A 22,241-nucleotide genomic window follows, 5' to 3' on the forward strand; every position below is an offset into this window, starting at 1 on the left:
AAGGAAAAAAGTATATAGATGTGTTTATTGAACTGGAGCCATATATTGTAATAACGACTATAGGATTAGCGAAAAGTACATTTTATGCTGTGTTTATTATCTACAACAATGGTAATAAATTTGTCGTCGATCCCTAATAGTGCAAAAACATCTAGGGATAGACGACATTTTTATTTTGCAAGTTTTCATAAAATAATTGATTTCATTAGATATTATGGTATAATAAAGTCAGGAAACTTGACATGAATTAAAAAAGTGTAAATTATTAATGTGCTATTTATGCATGTTATAATGGGTTTTTAGCCTACCTATAAGGAATTGAAACAGCGCTTCTTTTCTGAAAAGTTTACGACTGCCACAAGTTTTTAGCCTACCTATAAGGAATTGAAACTTGTTTGAGGTGATAAGCCACCTTTTTTGCCGTCTAGTTTTTAGCCTACCTATAAGGAATTGAAACATATATACGCCCAAGTACCCAGATGTTACCTGATTAGCGTTTTTAGCCTACCTATAAGGAATTGAAACTTTTCAAGTGCTTTGATGAGTTTTCTAACTTCTTCTGTTTTTAGCCTACCTATAAGGAATTGAAACTTATGATGGACAATTACAACCATTCTCCCTGGATGGTTTTTAGCCTACCTATAAGGAATTGAAACTAAAGATACAGTATGTTGATTTCTATTCTGTTGAAAGTTTTTAGCCTACCTATAAGGAATTGAAACTAACATCATAATTTTATGATGTCAAGTAGTTTTTTAGTTTTTAGCCTACCTATAAGGAATTGAAACGGTCAATGGCGGGATTGCAGAAACATGCGAGCCAATGGTTTTTAGCCTACCTATAAGGAATTGAAACAGAAAAAGTAGCTACGACCATTGCCAATGCGATTTGCGTTTTTAGCCTACCTATAAGGAATTGAAACTTTCGCCAGCGCTAGCATTTGCACTGTTAGCTAATAAGTTTTTAGCCTACCTATAAGGAATTGAAACGAGCAAAGAACAGTTAATCCTTCTCCTTGTTTAGAGTTTTTAGCCTACCTATAAGGAATTGAAACTCCCCCCCCTTTATCATTCATTGCTTTCTTCTTCCTCGTTTTTAGCCTACCTATAAGGAATTGAAACGGTAGCAAGGTTTTTCTAGAAATTATTGCTTTTCCGTTTTTAGCCTACCTATAAGGAATTGAAACCAGTGAAGAAGAACAAGAGAAAGAAACGCAGCAAGAGTTTTTAGCCTACCTATAAGGAATTGAAACAATATACTTTATGGTGCACAATATCTCCAGGTTTCCGTTTTTAGCCTACCTATAAGGAATTGAAACAAAAATATTCTTGACCCTAAACGGACATGAGGGATTTTCGTTTTTAGCCTACCTATAAGGAATTGAAACATATCACACCGTATCTGGATATGGCGAACGCAAAAAGTTTTTAGCCTACCTATAAGGAATTGAAACGCAAGCCTTTTGCGCTAAGCAATGCTAACGCATTTGGTTTTTAGCCTACCTATAAGGAATTGAAACTTATTGATTGTCGTAAAGTACAGCACTAAAAAGTCGTTTTTAGCCTACCTATAAGGAATTGAAACACACCAGTTACTGCTGGCATATTAATCAACCTCCTAGTTTTTAGCCTACCTATAAGGAATTGAAACAAGATTGGCTTGATTCCGGTGGACGTGACAAAATCGTGTTTTTAGCCTACCTATAAGGAATTGAAACAGCAGACTGCTTCCCTGTTGCACAGTTTCAGGAGGCCCGTTTTTAGCCTACCTATAAGGAATTGAAACAAAATAAACATTTTTATCCCTCCATACTCATTATTTGTTTTTAGCCTACCTATAAGGAATTGAAACAACCATTTATCTGGTGTGTCTGGATGCATAGGAAGACGTTTTTAGCCTACCTATAAGGAATTGAAACGAAGAAAAGAAGTATGCAACTAGCTACATGGCAACGGTTTTTAGCCTACCTATAAGGAATTGAAACCAGACAGGGACACCAGCAACATTCGCAGGATATCCGTTTTTAGCCTACCTATAAGGAATTGAAACCTGTTGAAGATTTGAATTTCATTCATATTAACTAACCTGTTTTTAGCCTACCTATAAGGAATTGAAACCCAAAAAGGACATTGGTCCTTTTTGGTAAATTTCATAGTTTTTAGCCTACCTATAAGGAATTGAAACACTCTAAAATGAATGTACTTCCTCATCTTTTCTTCAAAGGTTTTTAGCCTACCTATAAGGAATTGAAACAGCTCCTCGCGGGTATACTGGGATTTCATGCCCAGAGCGTTTTTAGCCTACCTAGGAATTGAAACTTGGAATGCTATTTACAGCAACTTAGCAAAACATGAGTTTTTAGCCTACCTATCCTGAAAATAGTGTCTCTCAAAAAGGCAACAAAAAACTAAACCATACCGATGTAAAAATATGGGATAAATGAATGGTTAATAAAGTAAAATAAAAAGTTAAGACGCTGCAGATTCGACCGTGACCTTAAGACCTAAAGACTCTAGCTTTTTTAAAGATTGACGAATAATCATATTACGCTTTTTTTCTTCATAATAAGTAGGACCTAATTCAATATATGGTTGCTTTCGCTTGAGAATATGATAAACTATAATTAAAATGCTATGTTCCACTGCAACTGCTGCACGGTTTGCTCCTCTTCGAGCAGCGATGCGGTGGTACTGACTTGAGAGATAAGTTTCTTTTGCCTTTGAGGCAGCTAAGAACACAAATGGGCAGCAGAGGGGAACTGTTCCATTTTATTTTTTAGCTTGCCTTGAGAAAGCTCAGTCAGGGTTTCGGGATTTTCTTCACCATTTACAATAGCCGCAAGTATAGAACGACTGGATACTAAATCCATGAAAGAGCCAACTCCTTTTTTAAAATTTGAACGATAGCGACTGTAAAATTGAAGAGCTGGTGCAACAACCATAAGGGGTTATTCTATCCTGCGTGCTTCCCGTAAAGGGGATGGTATTTTCATCCTCTGCTGGTGCCGCATTTGCGGCATGGGAGTCTATAAGGAATTGAAACTGTTAAAATATAGTGTACTTCCCAAGGACTTAAAAGAGGACCAATAAAATTTTTGTAGGAAATTGTCAGCACAAAAAATAAAAGGCCCCGGTGAACCTCTCTTAACTGGCAGGACTTCTTCACATGAAAAGGTTTGCTGGCTTAGTCAGCGATACCCGTACTTACTCGTTCCAACGCAGCGTTGACGATGGTTCTCCATAAACGAAGTCGACCAGCTACATGTGCCTATGCCGAGATTCAAGTTCTTCAGGTCGGTAAGGATAATGCGGAAAACGCCCTCATTGTAGAATGATACGACTGAATCAATTGTGTCGTTTTCGTGCTGGAAGGTTGCTGCTACCTGTCCTTGTAAGTCCAGTCTTCGGGACGGATAGGGTTTTCTAGCTCTCTGTTCACTATGTTGCGTTTTCTTTCCACAGAGGTTTCTGCAATCTCAGTGGCCATCTGGCATTGTCTCCTTTCCAATTCCAATGGTACCAGCCGAGCGGGGAAAAGTAAGATAACAAGTAGGCCCATCGGTTTGGGCAGGTGAGGGTCTAGTTTTGGGGGATTTTCGCGGTTGGTGGTAGAAAAAAGCAAATTACAAGTAGGCCCCAGGATAGTTACTAAGATTTATCCTCCAAAAGGTATTGACTTGGAGTTAACTCCAGCAAGTATACTTTAAATTGTAGATAAAAACATAGGGGGGTTATCTATGGTAAAGCGAAAACTGGGAAAATCTGGTCTTGAGGTTTCCGGAATTGGACTGGGATGTATGCGGATGAGTTTTGGTCAGAATCCTCTTCCCGATAGGGAAGAGATGATTGCGCTCATTCGCAAGGCAGTAGAACTGGGTGTTACCTTTTTTGATACCGCTGAGGTTTATGGACCGTACACTAATGAGGAACTTGTGGGAGAGGCTTTGGAGCCGTTCAAGGGCGAGGTGGTGATTGCCACCAAGTTTGGATTTGATTTATATCCTGACGGAAGACCTGGTTGGAGGGGACTTAACAGCCGACCAGAGCACATCAAAAAAGCTGTAGAAGGTTCTCTCAGGCGACTCAAGGTAGACGCGATTGATCTTTACTACCAGCACCGTGTGGATCCAAATGTACCCATTGAAGACGTGGCTGGAGCGGTAAAGGACCTCATCCAGGAAGGGAAAGTAAGATACTTTGGATTGTCGGAGGCAAGTGCAGAAACTATTCGCCGAGCTCATGCAGTTTGTCCAGTTGCCGCTGTTCAAAGTGAGTATTCTCTATGGTGGAGGAAGCCTGAGGAAGAAGTACTACCAACGTGTGAGGAATTAGGTATTGGTTTTGTTCCTTACAGTCCGCTTGGGAAGGGATTTCTTACAGGAACTATAGATGAGAAAACTCAATTTGATTCAACAGATATACGTAGCAGTATTCCTCGTTTTCAACCTGAAGCAATACGGGCAAATCTTGCACTTGTTGATTTTATAAAGGAAGTTGCCCGCAGAAAGCAAGCAACTCCTGCACAAATAGCTTTAGCTTGGCTTTTAGCTCAAAAACCTTGGATTGTTCCAATTCCTGGTACAACAAAACTTGAACGACTCAAAGAAAATATAGGTGCTGTATCTATAACATTTACTGAAGAAGAATTAAGAGAGATAAATGAAGCACTTTCAAAAATTCCTATCCATGGTGGGCGATATCCGGAAGAGGTAGAAAAAATGACGTATCGATAAATCCTTTAAATGAAATTGAAGAGCAGTAGTTATTTTAATGCTAAGATTGATAATAGAAGGTAGGATGATGCATTACAGAGATTTTGGAAAAACGGGTATGAAAACTGGTGTTGAACCAAACCCACGGCTGTCAACTGTAGTGCGTGCTGCAGAACTGGCAACAAAAGAGGCATGTGATGTGGTCATAGGTATGGGTGGCGGCAGCGTCATGGATGCCTCAAAAGTAATTGCGGCCTCAGTTCTTTACGAAGGTGATCCTAAGGATATGCTTGTACGGGCAGGAAAAGCGCCCAGACTTCCGAATTGGAAAAGTCACTGATGAGATGCTTTCCTATTGGGCTGATAAGACTTTGGAAGTTCTTTGTGACGAAGAAGGAAAGCTTCCAGGTCGTCCACCTTTGAGGAAGGAAGATATTGTAGAGATACTGCGTATGGCAATGTAATTAGTTCAGTAGGAGGGATTAACATGCAAAAAGTAGTTTTGAATAACGGCGTTGAGATGCCCATTTTGGGCTACGGTGTTTATCAGATCACTGATCTTGAACAGTGCGAACAGTGTGTTTACGAAGCTATCAAAGCGGGTTACCGGTTGATCGATACAGCAGCCGCTTACATGAATGAAAAAGCGGTTGGGAAGGCTATTAAGAGAGCAATTGAGGAAAGTATAGTAAAAAGAGAAGATCTATTTATCACCACAAAACTCTGGATACAGGATGCGGGCTACGAATCAGCGAAAAAAGCATTTGAAAAATCGCTTAAAAAGCTTCAGCTTGACTATATCGACCTTTATTTGATTCATCAACCTTTTGGTGATGTGCATTGTGCTTGGCGGGCTATGGAGGAACTCTATAAAGAGGGGCTTGTGAGGGCAATAGGTGTGAGCAATTTCTATCCGGACCGTCTCATGGATTTGATAGTTCACCACGAAGTAGTTCCTGCTGTGAATCAGATTGAAATCCATCCCTTCTGCCAGCAAACAGAAAGCATCGAGTTCATGAAGAAATATAATGTACAGCCAGAAGCCTGGGGTCCTTTTGCAGAAGGTAGGAACAACATCTTTCAGAATGAAGTTTTAGCATCTATAGCCAAAAAGTACAATAAAACAGTTGCGCAGGTGATTTTGCGCTGGCTGGTTCAAAGAGGGATAGTCACAATCCCTAAAACTGTGCACAGAGAAAGGATGATTGAAAACATTAGCATTTTCGATTTTGAATTGAGTCAAGAGGATGTGGAAAAGATTGCAACATTAGACACAAAAAAGAGCTTGTTCTTATCGCATAATGATCCGGAAACCGTGAAATGGCTTGGCACACTTAAATTTGATATATAGGGGGTAAATGAAAAACAGTGATTTTGAAAGGAGTGTGGGAATTGCCGTATTCAAAGATTCTTATTGCTTATTTTTCTCGCAGAGGAAATAACTATGTAGGTGGCAGTATTTTAAACCTGCCGATTGGAAATACAGAGGTAATAGCGAAGAAGATACACGAACTTACTGGTGGTGATATGTTCGAAATTAAAACGGTAAAGCCATATCCGGAAGATTATACAGAAACAACAGAAGTAGCAAAGGAAGAAAAAAGGCAAAATGCCAGACCAGAACTTGTAAATAAGCTAGACGGCATAAATTCTTACGATGTGATTTTCATCGGCTACCCCAATTGGTGGGGAACGATGCCGATGGCTGTGTTTACATTTTTAGAGTCTTATGATTTCGCGGGAAAGACCATTGTTCCATTTTGCACACATGAAGGTAGCGGAATGGGAAGCAGTGAGCGCGATATCAAGAGACTTTGCCCGAATGCCAAGGTACTGCCTGGTTTAGCCATTCGCGGAAGTAATGTTAACAGAGCAGACAAAGATATTGCAGACTGGCTTAAGAGACTTGGTTTGATATCATAGTATACCGTAAATGAAAGGGAGGAAAGAGAATGGATAAAACCGAACCAAGAAACTTAAGCGGCAGAACAATTTTCCCACTTGGGCAAAAAGTTGAAAGTGAACATTTTACAGGAACAGTCTGGGTTGAAACGCTGGTTTCTAACGACGGCATTTTTAATTGCCCAATCTATAATGTTACTTTTGAGCCGGGTGCAAGGAATAACTGGCATAAACATCCCGGCGGACAGATTTTGCTTGTTACCGGAGGAAGAGGCTATTATCAGGAAGAAGGTCGGCCTGTACAGATAATCAAAGAAGGCGATGTTGTAAAAATCCAACCGGGTGTTAAACATTGGCATGGAGCGGCTCAGGATAGTTGGCTTTCTCATATCGCGATTACAGCCAATCCTAAAAAGGGTGAAGTTGAATGGATGGAACCTGTTTCTGATGAATATTATTTGCAGCTTAAAATAGAGGGAAAAGATGCATAGCCAAAGCACGTGTATAAAACAAACTTGGGTTAGAAACTTCTATCTAATATAGTAGCACAGGCTGTGCTACTATATTAAAACCCTTGACTTGGAGTTAACTCCGAGTATTAAATAATATTGAACATTGGAGGTGAAGCCACATGACGATTGCAGAAGTAAGCAAAAAATTTGGCCTTTCACCGGATACACTCCGCTACTATGAGCGTATTGGCCTGATCCCCAGGGTAAATCGCAACGAAAGCGGTATCCGGGATTATACGGAGGAAGACTGTAAGTGGATTGAATTCATTAAATGTATGCGCAGCGCAGGTGTTCAAGTTGAGACGCTGGTCGAGTATGTTACGCTGCTCCAACAGGGCGACAAAACTATAGAGGCCAGAAAACAAATCCTTATCGAGCAACGGGAGAAACTTCTTTCACGCATTGAAGAAATGAAGAGAGCGCTGGAAAGGTTAAATTTTAAAATTGAAGAATATGAGACTAAGCTTATTCCGGCAGAAAACAACTTAAAAAGATTGACACACAACAGCTAATCTATGAAAAGACGGGCTAAATTTTTCTTCAAAAATATAGACGCACAAATAGGCTATTTTGTTCCGTTTTTTTTCACACGATGGTTACGTGGAACTTTTGTGGTGAATATATAAATAAGACTTTTGCAATGTTTGGGGGCTTCCTAATTAACTGTAGTTTAAAGTTGCTAAGAGATAGTATAGAGAATTTAAATTATTATTGTTCAAAATTTATCATTTATGAGATATAATAATATAAAGACTAGAATAAAGATAATGATAAAAATGCAGAGCAAGCTATTTAGTAAACAATATAATATAAATTTATTAGTGAGTTATGTAAATTACAAAGAAATTCTAAGTAGAATGTAAAGGGGTATAATAATGGAATCATTTGTAAAAGAAATACTCAACTTTCTACCTAGAGAATTAGCAGTTCTATTTATAGCAGCATTGCCTGTAGTAGAGCTTAGAGGAGCAATTCCAATAGGCATATCTTTAGGATTATCTCCTTTTTATACTACGATTATAAGTTTGATAGGTAGTATGATACCAGTACCCTTTATATTATTTACCATTAAACCTATATTTGTTCGTCTTAAAAAAACGAGATTATTTAAAAAGTTAGTAGATAAGCTTACAGATAGATCTTTAAAGTATAATGGGGAAAAAATACAGAAATATGGCGTATGGGGGCTTGTACTGGTAGTAGCTATTCCTTTGCCTGGAACGGGAGTATGGAGTGGAAGTTTAGCTGCAGCTCTTTTAAACATGCAATTCAAGCAGGCGCTTTTAGCCATATTTATGGGAAATATTATAGCAGCTATTTTAGTTATGATATTGAGTTATGGTGTAGGAAGTTTGTTTTTCTAAGCATTAAGTAAAAGAATAACTTATAATATTCGAAGGTTTGGCTTTTAAATACCTTGTCTTATATTGTAAAATGTGTTATAACAGTTATGAAAAATAGATGACTAGTATTTATCATAGAAAAATGGCGAGGTAGATATCTTTCGGAACTATACTTAATTTACAACAACAATAAGCGAAATATAAAACATAAATAATAAAGTTATTACAATAAAATAGTAATTAGAACAACCCAAAAATCGAAAAAACATTACGCTTATGCTCTTCGTTTAACTTTGTTTTTTAGAGGAATTCTCTCATTTTTGCCGAATAAACAAAAGTGAGGAATTCCTTGGAAATATATAGCAGAACCCTTTAGTTTATGAGGTTTTTGGGTACTGCGGTAATCTAAAATAATTTGTGTATTGGAGGGAAGTTTATAATGGAAAAATTAATATGGCTAGCACCTATCTCAGGCGTGGTTGCACTTTTGTTCGCTTTCATGCGCACCATGATGATTATCAAGAGTCCTGTAGGGAACGAGAAAATGCGCGAAATATCCGATGCCATACACGAAGGTGCCATGGCTTTCCTGTTGAGGGAATATAAAACTCTGGCGATATTCGTTGCCGTAATGTTCTTCGTTATAGGTACGTTCATAAATTGGCAAACGGCTGTAAGTTACATAACAGGGTCTATAGCTTCGGTTCTAGCGGGATTTATTGGGATGAGCGTTGCTACCAGAGCCAATGTAAGAACCGCTAATGCGGCACGGGAAGGAATGAATAAGGCCCTTTCCATAGCATTTTCTGGCGGTACTGTGATGGGAATGTCAGTGGTTGGCCTGGGCCTTTTAGGCCTCGGGATACTATATTTCTTGTTCGGGGACCCTGCGGATGTAAAAAGTTTTGACGTCATCAATGGTTTTGCCCTTGGAGCCAGTTCAATAGCCTTATTTGCTAGAGCTGGCGGAGGAATATATACTAAAGCAGCCGATGTTGGAGCTGACCTTGTCGGCAAGGTGGAAGCGGGTATACCTGAGGATGATCCCAGGAATCCGGCGGTAATAGCTGATAATGTAGGGGATAACGTAGGTGATGTGGCCGGTATGGGGGCTGACCTTTTTGAATCTTTCGTGGGTTCAATAATATCTGGTATAGCCATTGGCGCTGTTGCTATCAGTCCTGTAACAAATCAACCATATGGTATCAAGGGCGTCATCTTTCCAATGCTTGTGGCAGCGGCGGGAATTATCAGTTCCATAGTTGGGACTTTGTTTGTAAGGACAGGAGAGGGAGCCAATCCACAGAAAGCTCTCAGCAAGGGCAGCTTTGCCAGTGCTATTTTTGTAATATTGATCACTTTCTTTTTCAGCAGGTATTTTTTGCAAGAAATTAACGCTTTTTATGCGGCTGTTTCTGGTATCGTAGTGGGGGTTTTGATAGGAATACTTACTGAATATTATACTTCTTCTAACTACAATCCTGTAAGAGAAATTGCAAAAGCGTCTCAGACTGGACCAGCTACAAACATTATAACAGGCCTGGCTGTTGGAATGAAAAGTACAGCTTTGCCGGTGTTATTTATAGCGTTAGCAATAATTATATCCTATAAATTCGCTGGCCTCTACGGTATAGCTCTCGCGGCAATCGGTATGTTGTCAACTACGGGCATGACTGTTGCAGTAGATGCCTATGGGCCTATAGCCGACAATGCTGGTGGTATTGCGGAAATGGCCGAACTTGACCCATCTGTCAGAAAAATCACCGACAAGCTGGATGCGGTCGGAAATACCACGGCAGCCATGGGCAAAGGATTTGCCATTGGTTCTGCAGCACTGACGGCTCTAGCACTGTTTTCAGCGTATACTACCGCTGCAGGTTTAAAAGAGGGTATCGACCTACTGCGGGCTGATGTTATAGTTGGTCTTTTAATAGGAGCAATGCTGCCTTTCTTGTTTTCTGCGATGACTATGGAAGCAGTGGGGAAAGCGGCATCCCAGATGATCGAAGAGGTTCGCAGGCAGTTCAGGGAAATTCCGGGCATAATGGAAGGAAAGGCCAAGCCTGATTATGCAAGGTGCGTTGATATAAGCACTAGAGCGGCTCTTAGGGAAATGATAATTCCGGGCCTTATTGCTGTTATTGCACCACTAGCCATTGGGTTTATATTTGGCAGAGAAGCTCTGGGAGGGCTTTTAGCTGGTGCGTTGGTGACTGGCGTCATGTTAGCAATTCAGATGGCTAACTCAGGCGGAGCTTGGGATAATGCCAAAAAGTATATTGAGGAAGGAAATTATGGAGGCAAGGGTACACCCACCCATGCAGCGGCTGTTGTAGGAGATACTGTGGGGGACCCCTTCAAAGACACTTCTGGCCCGTCCCTGAACATCCTGATAAAACTCATGACTATCGTGGCCCTGGTTTTTGCACCTCTGTTTATGAAGTAATTTTGAAAAAGACTCCTGTGGGGATTTTCCTCACATGAGTCTTTTTTATTTTAGTGCTTCTTAATAACGACGGTTTTATTTTAAACATAACATTGATTTAAAAGTATTTGTGTGATATCATAAAAACTATCGGAGGGATTTTTGTGAAAGAGAAGGCTATTGTTGTTTCAAAAAAGGGTAACAAGGCCGAAGTTGCAGTGATACGGACATCTGCGTGTGATAAATGTAGGGCATGCAGCGGTGGCGTTAAAGGACAGCCTTTGAAAGTTTGGGCTGAAAATGAAACGAAGGCGGAAGTAGGTCAAATAGTGGAAATTGAGATGGAGTCTAAGGCGCTTCTTTCTGCTACTTTTATACTATACGTAATTCCACTGGCAGGTTTTATTTTGGGAGTGATCTTAGGGCTGAAACTTGCAGATATTTTAAATATCATGTGGAAAGAACTTTTTTCATTCCTAATAGGGTTTCTTTTTATCATACTTGTTTTCGCTGGTATATACGTAAATAACAGATTTTTTGATAAGAGTCGCATGTTTACTGCAAGAATAGTAAATGTTTTGGACGACCAGTATCAAAAACGTTGACAAAAACCCCACTTTTTACATGTATAAAAAGTGGGGTTTTTATATTACTTACTGTATTGGCTTTTATTAGAATACTTAAACGTAAAGTATGATATAATGAAATTAAAAAAGAATTACAAGATAAGGAACAATCAACAGAAATTTAATGTTAGATGATATGTTTTTATTCGTGAATTTTAGGAAAATAAGAGATAGGAAGGGGGTAAACTTCCATGGGGTAGAGGTTATACAGGGTTATACGGTAGTAAAAGACGGGATTAATAAATGGTGCATTCCCAAGTTTGGCAAAATGCGTGTTGATGCAGTAATTTATGTGAATGATACCTTAAAAGAGCTTTTGCATGAAGACCAGTCTTTACGACAGATTACCAACGCTGCCACCCTTCCTGGAGTGGTGAAACCAGTTATAGGGATGCCGGATATTCACGAAGGGTTTGGTCTTCCTATAGGAGGAGTTATGGCGATAGAGGAGAAAGGGGTTATTTCAGCGGGAGCCGTAGGATATGATATTAATTGTGGTGTAAGGCTTTTGAGAACTAATCTTGAAGCAGAGTATTTTAATAAAGAGCTTTTGTATAAGCTTATAGAACGGATTGAGTATTATGTTCCTACAGGCATAGGGAAAAAGGGACGGCATAAAGGTATTACGAGGTTAATTTTTGATGATGTAGTTCATAATGGGGTAGAGGCTGTCATTAAGGCAGGTTTTGGGAAAAAATCGGATTTAAACTTTATTGAAGAGGGTGGAAAGCTTTCAGGGGCAGACATTTCTGCTGTGTCAAAAGAAGCGCAAGGAAGAGGAGAAGAGCAGCTTGGCACTTTAGGTGGGGGCAATCATTTTATAGAGATTCAACAGGTTGACTCTATTTTGGATGAGAAATTGGCAGAGCGTTTTGGACTTTTCAAAGGGCAAATTGCTGTAATGATTCACACAGGAAGCCGCGGGTTTGGACATCAGATTGCAACAGATTATACTAAGATTCTATGGGAGGCGGCAAAGAAATACGGTGTTGATGTTCCAGAAAAAGGGCTTGCGGCAGCTCCTATTGATTCAAAGGAGGGTAAGGCGTATTATAAAGCCATGGCAGCAGCAGTGAATTTTGCTTTTTCAAACAGACAAATAATTATGTTTGATGTTATAAAAGCATTTGAAGATGTATTAAAAAAATCTTCAGAATCTATGGGCTTTCAACTGGTATATGATGTTGCTCATAATATTGCTAAATGGGAAGAACATGGAGGGAAAAAGCTTCTTGTTCACAGAAAGGGAGCGACGAGAGCTTTACCAGCGGGGCATCCGCAAAATCCTTCTTTTTACAAAGAATCAGGACATCCTGCTCTTATTCCCGGCAGTATGGGTACAGGTTCTTACGTTGTGGTTGGCACAGAGAAAGCGGCAGAAACTTTTTATTCGGTAAATCACGGGGCAGGACGAAGGCTTTCTCGCAACAAAGCGAAAAAAATCACTAAAGAGGAATTTGAAAAGGCTATGGGAGATGTTATATACAATGTCAGGTCTTTTAAGGATATAGTTGATGAGTCGCCGCTGGCCTATAAAGATGTGGAAGAAGTTATTTCTGTCCTTTCAGAAAGAGGAATTACAACACCTGTTGCACGCCTTATACCTCTTGCGGTTGTAAAAGGTGCAGATTAAAATTTTAAGATGAGGTGAATATATGTTTAAAAGTATGAAAATTTGTTTAAGGAAAAACATTGTCGATTGGGATAGTTTATAAGTTTTGTTGAGAAATGTGGTGGCAATGAAAATAAGACAAGATTGAGTGCCAATTTTTTATTTTCCATTGGGATACTCATTTATGCAAGAATTGGGAAATATTATGTTGAACTTTGTAAGAATAAGAGATAAAATTATTAATTGGGGTGTAAAAAAATGAAAAAATGGTATGTTATATTTACTCGCGGTGGTTTTGAAAACAAAGTTAAAGATATCATTCAGAATTGCTTTAAAGAGGAAGTGAAATTACTTGTTCCGAAAAGAAAAATTATAGAGAGAGTAAAAGGACAACCGGTAGAAAAAATTAAACTTTTGTTTCCTGGATATGTTTTTGTAAATGCCGAAATGAGTGATGAGTTATATTATAAAATGTCTGAAGTTTTAAAAAGGGGTGTGTTTCTGAAAGAAGGAAAAAGGCCTGCTTTTGTAAGAGAAGAGGAGATGAAAATAATTTTGTCTCTTATTAAAAATTCTGATTTAATAGATGTGTCAAAAGGTATAATGGAAGGAGAAAGAGTAAAGATAATTGAAGGACCATTAAAAGGTTACGAAGGGCTTATTAAGAAAATAGACAAAAGGAAAAAGAGAGCAAAAGTTATGCTTAGTATAGCGGGAGAACTGAAAAGTGTAGATTTAGCTATTGAAGTAATTGAAAATGCATCTGAGCAGCGAAGGAGTCTGGTTTACGCTTGTTAATATATTTGTGGAAAGTTAAGAAACAATTTTGTGAAAATTGTGTATTGAGGATTTTCAGTATTATTTATATAATTAAATTGTATGACATAAAAAGGAGGTTGAGACAAATGAAGTTGAATGAAAATATGTTTAGAATGTATGATATTAGAGGGGTGTGGGGTGAAGATTTAACAGATGAGACAGCAGAAATGATAGGAAAGGCTTTTGGTACATATGTAAGACAAAAGGGAATTAAGGATGTGCTTATAGGCAGGGATAATAGGTTGTCATCAAGGCCTTTGCGAGACGCTTTGGTTAAAGGACTTACTTCAACAGGTTGTGATGTGCTGGATGTAGGGGTTTTAACGACTCCAGCTTTTTACTATTCAAATTTTCTATACAATTATCAAGCAGGGATGATGATTACTGCAAGCCACAATCCCCCTCAATTTAATGGTTTCAAAGTTATGGTAGGACCTTCTACTATTTATGGCGATGAACTTAAAAAGCTATACTATCTGGCAGAAAAAGGAGAATTCGAAAAAGGTACGGGAAATGTAAAATATGCTTATCCTATTAATGCGTATGTTAATATGATAAAAGAAAAGGTTAAATTAGGCGAAAGAAAACTTAAAGTTGTTGTCGATTGTGGAAATGGAACGGGTTCATATTTTTATCCTGATGTTATATATAACTTAGGTTGTGAAGTATATCCTCTCTATTGTGAGTCTGATCCTACATTTCCAAACCATTTCCCAGATCCAGTAAAAGAAGAAAACTTAAAAGATTTAATTGAAGAAGTAAAGAGGGTAAACGCAGATTTGGGTATAGCTTTTGACGGTGACGGTGATAGAATTGGTGTTGTGGATGAAAAAGGGAACATAATTTGGGGAGACATGTTGATGATTCTCTATTGGAGAGAAATAATGAAAAAACATCCTGGTGCTGAAGCAATTGTAGAAGTGAAATGTTCTCAGGCATTAGTAGAAGAAATTGAGAAATTAGGAGGCAAACCTATCTTTTTCAAAACAGGACATTCCCTCATAAAAGCAAAGATGAAAGAATTAGGTGCTGTATTTACGGGAGAGATGTCTGGCCATATGTTTTTTGCAGATGAGTACTATGGATTTGACGATGCGGCATACGCTGCTGCAAGGCTACTACGAATACTTTCTCATACAGATAAATCTTTGTCTGAGCTTTTAGCTGATGTTCCTAAATATCCTGCAACACCTGAAATAAGATTAGAATGTGAGGATGAGAAAAAATTTGATGTGGTAAATGGTGTGACCGAGTACTTTAAAGAAAAAGGATATGACATTATAGATGTTGATGGTGCAAGAGTGTTGTTTGATGGAGGATGGGGACTGGTTAGAGCTTCTAATACGGGACCAGAGCTTATTGTGAGATGTGAGGCAAAGACAGAAGAAAAGCTTGAAGCTATTAAAAAAGAGCTTTCAGAAGCTTTAGCTAAATTTGGTGTGGAGTTTAAATAAGCCATAAAGCTTATATTGGGAGGAAAAAATAGTGAAAATAAGGAAGGCGATAATTCCGGCTGCAGGCCTTGGTACCAGGTTTTTACCTGCTACCAAAGCCCAGCCTAAAGAAATGCTTCCAATTGTGGACAAACCCACTATTCAGTACATAGTTGAAGAAGCAATACAGTCTGGAATTGAAGATATACTTATAATAACTGGGAGGAATAAAAGAGCGATAGAAGACCATTTTGATAAATCAGTAGAGTTGGAGCTGGAGTTAAAAAAGAAAAAGAAGGAAAACCTTTTGCATCTTGTGGAAGACATTACTAATATGGTAGATATTCATTACATTAGGCAAAAAGAACCAAAAGGTTTAGGTCATGCCATATACTGTGCGAGAGCTTTTGTGGGAAATGAGCCCTTTGCTGTTCTTTTGGGGGATGACATAGTAGATGCTGAAGTTCCTGTTTTGAAGCAGATGATTGAACAATACGAAAGGTACAACTGCACTATTATTGGAGTGCAACAAGTGCCGTATGAGGATGTAGATAAATACGGTATTGTTGATTCTACACCTATTGAGGACAGATTGTACAAAGTGAATAATCTCGTAGAAAAGCCTAAAAAAGAAGAAACACCATCAAATATAGCTATTCTGGGAAGATATATAATAACGCCAAGAATATTTGAAATATTGGAAAACACGTCACCAGGAGCAGGAGGTGAGATACAGCTTACGGATGCTTTAAAAACTCTTTTAAATTATGAAGCAATTTACGCCTATAATTTTATTGGCAAAAGATATGATGTGGGAGATAAATTAGGTTACCTTATGGCAACTGTTGAGTATGCTCTAAAAAGAGAAGACTTAAGAGAACCTTTTAAGAGATATTTATTGGAAGTTGCAAGAAATTTAGATCCGGTGGGAGAAGAAGCTGCATCAACAATTACACGAGAAGTTTAAAGATAAAGGAGGATAAAAATTGGAAGAAGAAATTTCATTGCGGGAACTTATTGAGATAATTTTAAAACATAAAAAGACAATCATTATTGTAACGCTTGCTGCAACTTTAGTAGCAGTAGTGCTTAGTTTTTTTGTAATAAAACCTACCTATGAAGCTACTACCACTTTGTCTGTTACTGATGTAACACCTGAAACAGGTTTTTTTGGTTCAAATACCACGGTTATTCTTCCTGGAAAGGATTCAAACCTGCCGTCTGTACAAAGTGACAGCATAGATAAAGACTTATCTTTGTTGTTGTCTTCACTTTTGAAATATCCTGATATGTCAGTGGAGGCATTTAAAGAAGAGGTTACTAATCCTATTGTCCTTATGAATACTGTAAAACAATTAGGATTAGATCCTCAAAAGTACACGGTAGAAAATTTAAAAAAGCAAATTTCAGTTTCTATCGTTAATAATACAAACCTTATAACGGTTACTGTTAAAGAAGATAATCCAGAGCTTGCGGCAAAAATTGCAGATACGATAGCCGAAAATTTTCGGAGTTATATTATTGAGAGAAATAACAGACAGACAGATAAATTAATTGAAACTTTGAACAAACTTATAAATCTCCAAAATGATAAGATAAGAGAGACGACTACCAAACTTAATGAAATTCAAACAAATTCACAAGACAGACTTTTAATTGAACAAACACAAAAACAGTTGGAATTACTAAAAAACACAAGAGATATAATGCTGGAAAAATATAATATGCTGGAGTTACTTAAAGAATCAGACCTTGGCAAACAGAGCATTCTTATAACTAGCAAAGCGTTGGTGCCGGATAAACCAATAGCACCTAAAAAGTCATTGAATATAATTATAGCATTTATATTGGGTCTTATGGTCAGTATTTTTATAGTGTTCTTTATGGAATATTGGAAGAATACTGACCCTAAAAAAACTACTGTAAAAGCTTAGGAGAAAAGGGAAAAGGGGGATAAAAAATTAATTATCAACGAAGTACTAAGATATTGAGGTAATAGAACCAATAAAAAACAGACCTTGCTGGTTTTACAGACTGAAAAGACGCCTATAGTGGCGTCTCTTTATTTTGTAAATTCTTGAAGTACTTATATGCAAAAAAAGCTGCTGAAACCAGGACAGCTATTATACCTCGAAACCGGTTTACAACATCTACTATTTTAACTCATTTTATGATAAAAAGTAAATAAATTTTCTAAAAGAATAATATTTTGAGTTCCGCCCAAAATATATTTAAATAGAAAGAAAGGCGGGATTTTTTTGAGTAAAAAAGAAATTTCGGTTTTTAAAGTTGCTGCAACTTATATAGGTACAGTAATAGGAGCAGGCTTTGCTTCAGGACAAGAGATATTACAATTTTTTGCATACCATGGGATAAAAGGGACTATAGGGCTTTTAATTGCAGTTTTTATGTTTGTGCTTTATGGGTATATTATTTTACAATTAGGTAACAGGTTTAAAGCCTCTTCTTATAAAAAAGTCATTATGGAAACTGGTGGACCTTTTTTTGGAAGAGTGATAGATTTAGTAATTACATTTTTTTTGTTTGGAGCGTTGTCTGCAATGATAGCAGGTTGTGGTGCAATTTTTGAAGAACAATTTGGACTCCCTTCTGCCGTTGGTGGTGTAGTGATGGCAGTAATATCGGTTATAACAGTATTAACAGGAATTGGAGGAGTTATTTCTGCCATATCTTTTGTGGTACCTTTGCTATTGCTTGCTGTAATTATTGTGAGTATTTTTTCTCTCTTTTATGGACCAGATATTACAGTTATAACAACTGCTGACTTTCCTTTCAAAGCTGCAGTAAAAAATTTTGCATTATCGGGAGTACTTTATGCTTCCTATAATCTTTTGATGGCGGTTGCTATTCTTGCTCCTCTTGGTGATAGGACCAGCGATAGGTCAAAACTAAGATGGGGTGCTGCATTGGGGGGAATAGGGTTAGGCTTGGGAGCATTTTTGATATTTTTTACAATACTTTTAAATATGCCTTCTGCATCTTCTTATGAAATACCTATGCTTTACATTGCTGGTAAAATTTCATCGGCTTTGAAATTTGTATATAGTTTTATTTTAATTGCGGAAATATACACTACGGCTGTTGGAAATCTATATGGATTTGCTGCAAGGTTTACAGAAATAGGGTCAGTGAAATATAAAATTTTTACTATTGTTTCAGGAGCAATAGCCCTTATAGCTAGTAGATTTGGTTTTGCAAAACTTGTTCATTATTTGTACCCCATTGCTGGTTATGGAGGCATTATTATGCTTATTAGTCTTACATATGGAATGATTAATCACAAATAGTTTTTTTAAATGACTGGTCTTTTATCTACAGGATGTCGAAAAATGTAGATAAATATGGTAAAATATTTTCATAAGATTGATGTTAGATGGAGGTGTAATATTGGAGAACAAATATTTATATGATAAAAAAATTGTGTGCCCGGTATGTAAAAAAGAGTTTACATATACCAAAATAAGGACTTCACAATTAAAGGTGGAGGAAAGAGAAAGGGATTTTTATACTAAATATAAAGATGGGATTAACCCTTTTTTTTATGAGGTTATTGTATGTCCAAATTGTGGATATGCTGCTTTGGAATCGGAGTTTGACAGGATTACCAATGACAAAAGGGAAAAAATCTTATCTATGGTAACGGATAAATGGGTCAAAAGGGAGTTTTCTGGAGAAAGAAAACCTCAAAAAGCATTGGAAGCCTATTTATTGGCTTTATATTGCTCCCAGCTAAAAGAAGATAAACCCATAATATTTGCAAAGACTTGCCTTAGAATAGCTTGGATATATAGAATTTTAAACGATAAGCCAAATGAAGAAAAATATCTTAAATATTCATTGGATTCTTATGTAAAAGCCTATAGTAGTTCGGATAGATATGAGGAAGAAATACTTCTTATATACATGATAGCAGAACTTAATAGAATGTTAGGCAATAGAGAAGAGGCATTAAAATGGTATAATAGAGTCATAACCCATCCTGACAAATCTCGACATAATTTAATAGTCAATCTTGCAAGAGAGGGCTGGCAGAGTTTAAAAGAATGAGGGCATGTTTTTTAAAATGCCCTCATATTTTATTTAAAGAGCAAAAAGTTTTAAGAAAGGGGATTGGAATGACTTACTCTAAGAAACAAATAGAACAAGCAATTTACTACTTTGATAAAGCTGACTTTACTGGCTTAAATAGTCAAGAAGCGCAAAAAAGACTATTGAAATATGGGCCGAATATATTGGAGGAAGGTCACAAAATTAGCCCTTTGCAAATATTTTTAAATCAATTTCAAGATTTTATGGTGATGGTTTTATTGGCAGCTACTTTAATTTCTGCTTTAATGGGAGAATTAGCCGATGCTTTAACAATAACGTTAATAGTCATTTTAAACGCTGTATTAGGATTTATCCAGGAGTATAGGACAGAACAGTCTTTGGAAGCTTTAAAAAAACTTGCAGCACCTATTGCAAAAGTTTTGAGGGACGGAGAACAAAAAGAGATAGAAGCTTCCCAAATTGTAATAGATGATATTATCATTTTGGAGGCGGGGGATAAAGTTCCAGCAGATGCTGTTTTGATAGAAAGCCATAATTTAGAAGTAGATGAATCGATTTTGACTGGTGAATCAATCCCTGTCAACAAGGAAGCTGTAAGCAATGTAACGAGAGTGGCAGTAACTAATAGTAATGTAGTTTATATGGGTACTATTGTTACGAAAGGAAGAGGGAAAGCTATTGTAACTGCTACAGGTATGCAAACAGAGATGGGGAAAATTGCGGGAATGATTAAAGACATTGAAAAAAATGAAACTCCATTGCAGATAAGACTTAATAAACTGGGAAAAGTGCTAGTAGTTGGAGCTCTTGCTATATGCGGTATTGTAATAGTATTAGGAATAATAAGAGGAGAGTCTTTGTATTATATGTTTTTATCAGGTGTAAGCCTTGCAGTTGCTGCTATTCCTGAAGGACTTCCTGCTGTTGTTACAGTTTCTTTGGCAATTGGAGTACAAAGAATGCTTAAAAGAAATGCATTAATAAGAAAATTGCCTGCTGTTGAAACATTAGGATGTACTAATGTAATTTGCACTGACAAAACAGGTACTTTGACAGAGAATAAAATGACTGTGACAAAAGTGTTTTGCGATGAGCAAGTTTTGGAGGTAAAAGGGGATAAAAGTGAAGAATTTGCGAAAATAACAAATAAAGAGAGAAGTGCTTTTAGAAAGATGTTAGAGATAGGGGCATTGTGCAATAATGCAAAGATTAAGAGAGAAAAGATAAAAATTGGCAAAGAAACTTTAGAAGAAGAAAAATACATAGGAGATCCTACTGAAGCTGCTATACTTTCTTTTTCAATTAAATCAGGACTTTCTCTTAAACTAGTAGAAAATATCAAAAGAATAGAAGAAATTCCTTTTGATTCGGAAAGAAAAAGGATGTCTGTTATTGTGGAGATAAAGGGTGAAAAATATGTTTATGTAAAAGGTGCCCCAGATGTAATGTTAGACCTTTGTACATATAAATATACAGAAGGTAAAGAAGTGCCTCTTACTGTTTTTGATAAAAAAAGAATATTGGATACCAATGAAAATTTTGGAAGTGAAGCTTTAAGAGTATTGGCTTTTGCTTACAAAAGACTTCCTCCTAAATTTCCAATGGTTGCGGAATTTATAGAAAAAGATTTGGTTTTTGTAGGATTGGAAGGGATGATAGACCCTCCGCGAAGGGAGGTATATGAGGCAATTTTAAAATGCAAGATGGCAGGAATAAAACCGGTTATGATAACAGGGGATCACAAGATTACTGCAACTGCTATAGCGAAAAAATTAAAAATATTAGAGAAAAAGGATAGAGTAATTACGGGGCAGGATTTAGATAACATGGGCGATAAGGACCTTGAGAAAGCTTGTACAAATATTAGTGTTTATGCAAGAGTCACTCCAAGGCATAAGCTCAGAATTGTCAGAGCCCTTAGAAACAAAGGTTTTACAGTAGCTATGACAGGAGATGGTGTAAATGATGCCCCAGCTTTGAAAGAGGCAGATATAGGTATTGCTATGGGAAAAGGAGGAACAGAAGTTGCGAAAGAGGCTTCTTCTATGATTTTATTAGATGATAATTTTGCCACTATTGTGGCAGCTGTTGAAGAGGGAAGAATAATTTATGACAATATACGAAAGTTTATACGATTTTTGCTTTCTTGTAATCTTGGAGAAGTTTTGACTATGTTTTTTGCAGCTTTAATGGCCTTGAAATTGCCTCTTGCACCAATTCAAATATTAATGGTGAATCTTGTTACTGATGGGTTGCCGGCTTTAGCTCTGGGGATGGATCCTCCTGAAAAAGATATAATGATGATGAAACCAAGAGAGGCTAAAGAAAGTGTGTTTTCAAGAGGATTGGGTATAAGAATCATTATAGTGGGATTTTTGATGGCAATGGGTACTCTTGGGTCATATGTATTTGCATTAAGTTATGGGACATTGGAAAAAGCTAGGACTGTAGCTTTTGCTACATTAGTGATGGTAGAACTGATACACGCCTTTGAATGTAGGTCAGAAAGAAATTTAATATTTGAGATAGGAGTTTTTACTAATCCGTACTTGGTTTTAGCAGTTTTGATATCATTTTTGCTTTTCTTAGCTACAATATATATCCCACTTTTAAATGTTGTGTTTAAGACAACAGTGCTTGCTGGTTTTGATTGGCTGGTGGTTGTGTTTTTCTCTTCAATAGAATTTGTATTTAATAATCTTTATACTGCTTATATAGTACCATTAATTAAGGCGAAGTGAAGTCACTTCGCCTTCAGACTAATTTTTTTCATATGGAGGAGGCATT

The 22,241-nt window shown here is 37.2% G+C and carries 17 protein-coding genes, 1 pseudogene and 1 CRISPR repeat array; of the genes and pseudogenes, 17 read left to right on the forward strand and 1 reads right to left on the reverse strand.

Annotated features, from left to right (window positions below; genetic code table 11):
* Positions 1 to 295: 295 nt before the first annotated feature.
* Positions 296 to 2,253: direct repeats of the CRISPR family, unit length 30 nt; unit sequence GTTTTTAGCCTACCTATAAGGAATTGAAAC.
* A 215-nt stretch (positions 2,254 to 2,468) separates the two neighbouring features.
* Positions 2,469 to 2,857 (reverse strand): annotated as a pseudogene (locus TMATH_RS03770) (IS110 family transposase); the annotation flags it as partial.
* Positions 2,858 to 3,736: 879 nt separating this feature from the next.
* Between TMATH_RS03770 and TMATH_RS03775 the strand changes: the two are divergent.
* From TMATH_RS03775 to TMATH_RS03855, 17 genes are all read left to right on the forward strand, one after another.
* Positions 3,737 to 4,732 carry an aldo/keto reductase gene (locus TMATH_RS03775; protein WP_013150032.1) on the forward strand — a complete coding sequence of 332 codons (996 nt, stop codon included), beginning with the start codon at positions 3,737 to 3,739 and terminating at the stop codon, positions 4,730 to 4,732.
* Positions 4,733 to 4,799: 67 nt separating this feature from the next.
* A complete protein-coding gene (locus TMATH_RS03780; RefSeq protein ID WP_041591635.1) occupies positions 4,800 to 5,051 on the forward strand; it encodes an iron-containing alcohol dehydrogenase in 252 nt (83 codons plus the stop codon).
* Positions 5,052 to 5,198: 147 nt separating this feature from the next.
* A complete protein-coding gene (locus TMATH_RS03785) occupies positions 5,199 to 6,062 on the forward strand; it encodes an aldo/keto reductase (protein ID WP_013150033.1) in 864 nt (287 codons plus the stop codon).
* A gap of 17 nt (positions 6,063 to 6,079) precedes the next feature.
* Complete coding sequence (locus tag TMATH_RS03790) at positions 6,080 to 6,634, forward strand: flavodoxin (protein WP_232192619.1); 555 nt, start codon at positions 6,080 to 6,082, stop codon at positions 6,632 to 6,634.
* 29 nt (positions 6,635 to 6,663) lie between these two features.
* Positions 6,664 to 7,104 carry a (R)-mandelonitrile lyase gene (locus TMATH_RS03795; protein WP_012994805.1) on the forward strand — a complete coding sequence of 147 codons (441 nt, stop codon included), beginning with the start codon at positions 6,664 to 6,666 and terminating at the stop codon, positions 7,102 to 7,104.
* A gap of 140 nt (positions 7,105 to 7,244) precedes the next feature.
* Positions 7,245 to 7,637: a MerR family transcriptional regulator gene (locus tag TMATH_RS03800; RefSeq protein WP_012994806.1), complete on the forward strand. Its 393-nt coding sequence runs from the start codon at positions 7,245 to 7,247 to the stop codon at positions 7,635 to 7,637.
* Positions 7,638 to 8,000: 363 nt separating this feature from the next.
* A complete protein-coding gene (locus TMATH_RS03805) occupies positions 8,001 to 8,489 on the forward strand; it encodes a COG2426 family protein (RefSeq protein ID WP_013150035.1) in 489 nt (162 codons plus the stop codon).
* Positions 8,490 to 8,907: 418 nt separating this feature from the next.
* The gene (locus tag TMATH_RS03810) at positions 8,908 to 10,914 is read left to right on the forward strand and encodes a sodium-translocating pyrophosphatase (RefSeq protein WP_013150036.1); all 2,007 of its coding nucleotides are present in this window, start codon (positions 8,908 to 8,910) and stop codon (positions 10,912 to 10,914) included.
* 143 nt (positions 10,915 to 11,057) lie between these two features.
* Positions 11,058 to 11,498, forward strand: a complete 441-nt coding sequence (locus tag TMATH_RS03815; protein ID WP_013150037.1) for a SoxR reducing system RseC family protein — start codon at positions 11,058 to 11,060, stop codon at positions 11,496 to 11,498.
* 157 nt (positions 11,499 to 11,655) lie between these two features.
* Positions 11,656 to 13,152: an RtcB family protein gene (locus tag TMATH_RS03820; protein ID WP_408643075.1), complete on the forward strand. Its 1,497-nt coding sequence runs from the start codon at positions 11,656 to 11,658 to the stop codon at positions 13,150 to 13,152.
* A gap of 237 nt (positions 13,153 to 13,389) precedes the next feature.
* Entirely contained in the window at positions 13,390 to 13,929 is a 540-nt protein-coding gene (loaP, locus tag TMATH_RS03825) for an antiterminator LoaP (protein ID WP_012994810.1), read from the forward strand.
* A gap of 107 nt (positions 13,930 to 14,036) precedes the next feature.
* Entirely contained in the window at positions 14,037 to 15,404 is a 1,368-nt protein-coding gene (gene glmM / locus TMATH_RS03830; protein ID WP_012994811.1) for a phosphoglucosamine mutase, read from the forward strand.
* A gap of 31 nt (positions 15,405 to 15,435) precedes the next feature.
* Positions 15,436 to 16,350 (forward strand): UTP--glucose-1-phosphate uridylyltransferase GalU, encoded by a 915-nt coding sequence (galU, locus tag TMATH_RS03835; RefSeq protein ID WP_013150039.1) that lies wholly within the window; start codon positions 15,436 to 15,438, stop codon positions 16,348 to 16,350.
* Between the two features lie 19 nt (positions 16,351 to 16,369).
* Positions 16,370 to 17,317, forward strand: coding sequence for a YveK family protein (locus TMATH_RS03840; protein ID WP_012994813.1), 948 nt, complete (start codon positions 16,370 to 16,372; stop codon positions 17,315 to 17,317).
* Positions 17,318 to 17,641: 324 nt separating this feature from the next.
* On the forward strand, positions 17,642 to 18,691 hold the full coding sequence (locus TMATH_RS03845) for a YkvI family membrane protein (protein WP_013150040.1): 1,050 nt from the start codon (positions 17,642 to 17,644) through the stop codon (positions 18,689 to 18,691).
* Positions 18,692 to 18,770: 79 nt separating this feature from the next.
* The gene (locus tag TMATH_RS03850; RefSeq protein ID WP_049766016.1) at positions 18,771 to 19,451 is read left to right on the forward strand and encodes a DUF2225 domain-containing protein; all 681 of its coding nucleotides are present in this window, start codon (positions 18,771 to 18,773) and stop codon (positions 19,449 to 19,451) included.
* 68 nt (positions 19,452 to 19,519) lie between these two features.
* The gene (locus TMATH_RS03855) at positions 19,520 to 22,195 is read left to right on the forward strand and encodes a calcium-translocating P-type ATPase, SERCA-type (RefSeq protein ID WP_041591697.1); all 2,676 of its coding nucleotides are present in this window, start codon (positions 19,520 to 19,522) and stop codon (positions 22,193 to 22,195) included.
* Positions 22,196 to 22,241: the final 46 nt, after the last annotated feature.

Origin of the sequence: Thermoanaerobacter mathranii subsp. mathranii str. A3 (assembly GCF_000092965.1) — a bacterium.
GTDB lineage: Bacteria > Bacillota > Thermoanaerobacteria > Thermoanaerobacterales > Thermoanaerobacteraceae > Thermoanaerobacter > Thermoanaerobacter thermocopriae.

What these genes read in the sequence shown, in the direction of transcription:
- TMATH_RS03775 (WP_013150032.1), top strand. Translation starts at nt 3,737, where the DNA reads ATGGTAAAGCGAAAACTGGGAAAATCTGGTCTTGAGGTTTCCGGAATT.
- TMATH_RS03780 (WP_041591635.1), top strand. Translation starts at nt 4,800, where the DNA reads ATGCATTACAGAGATTTTGGAAAAACGGGTATGAAAACTGGTGTTGAA.
- TMATH_RS03785 (WP_013150033.1), top strand. Translation starts at nt 5,199, where the DNA reads ATGCAAAAAGTAGTTTTGAATAACGGCGTTGAGATGCCCATTTTGGGC.
- TMATH_RS03795 (WP_012994805.1), top strand. Translation starts at nt 6,664, where the DNA reads ATGGATAAAACCGAACCAAGAAACTTAAGCGGCAGAACAATTTTCCCA.
- TMATH_RS03800 (WP_012994806.1), top strand. Translation starts at nt 7,245, where the DNA reads ATGACGATTGCAGAAGTAAGCAAAAAATTTGGCCTTTCACCGGATACA.
- TMATH_RS03805 (WP_013150035.1), top strand. Translation starts at nt 8,001, where the DNA reads ATGGAATCATTTGTAAAAGAAATACTCAACTTTCTACCTAGAGAATTA.
- TMATH_RS03810 (WP_013150036.1), top strand. Translation starts at nt 8,908, where the DNA reads ATGGAAAAATTAATATGGCTAGCACCTATCTCAGGCGTGGTTGCACTT.
- TMATH_RS03820 (WP_408643075.1), top strand. Translation starts at nt 11,656, where the DNA reads ATGTTTTTATTCGTGAATTTTAGGAAAATAAGAGATAGGAAGGGGGTA.
- loaP (WP_012994810.1), top strand. Translation starts at nt 13,390, where the DNA reads ATGAAAAAATGGTATGTTATATTTACTCGCGGTGGTTTTGAAAACAAA.
- glmM (WP_012994811.1), top strand. Translation starts at nt 14,037, where the DNA reads ATGAAGTTGAATGAAAATATGTTTAGAATGTATGATATTAGAGGGGTG.
- TMATH_RS03850 (WP_049766016.1), top strand. Translation starts at nt 18,771, where the DNA reads ATGTTAGATGGAGGTGTAATATTGGAGAACAAATATTTATATGATAAA.
- TMATH_RS03855 (WP_041591697.1), top strand. Translation starts at nt 19,520, where the DNA reads ATGACTTACTCTAAGAAACAAATAGAACAAGCAATTTACTACTTTGAT.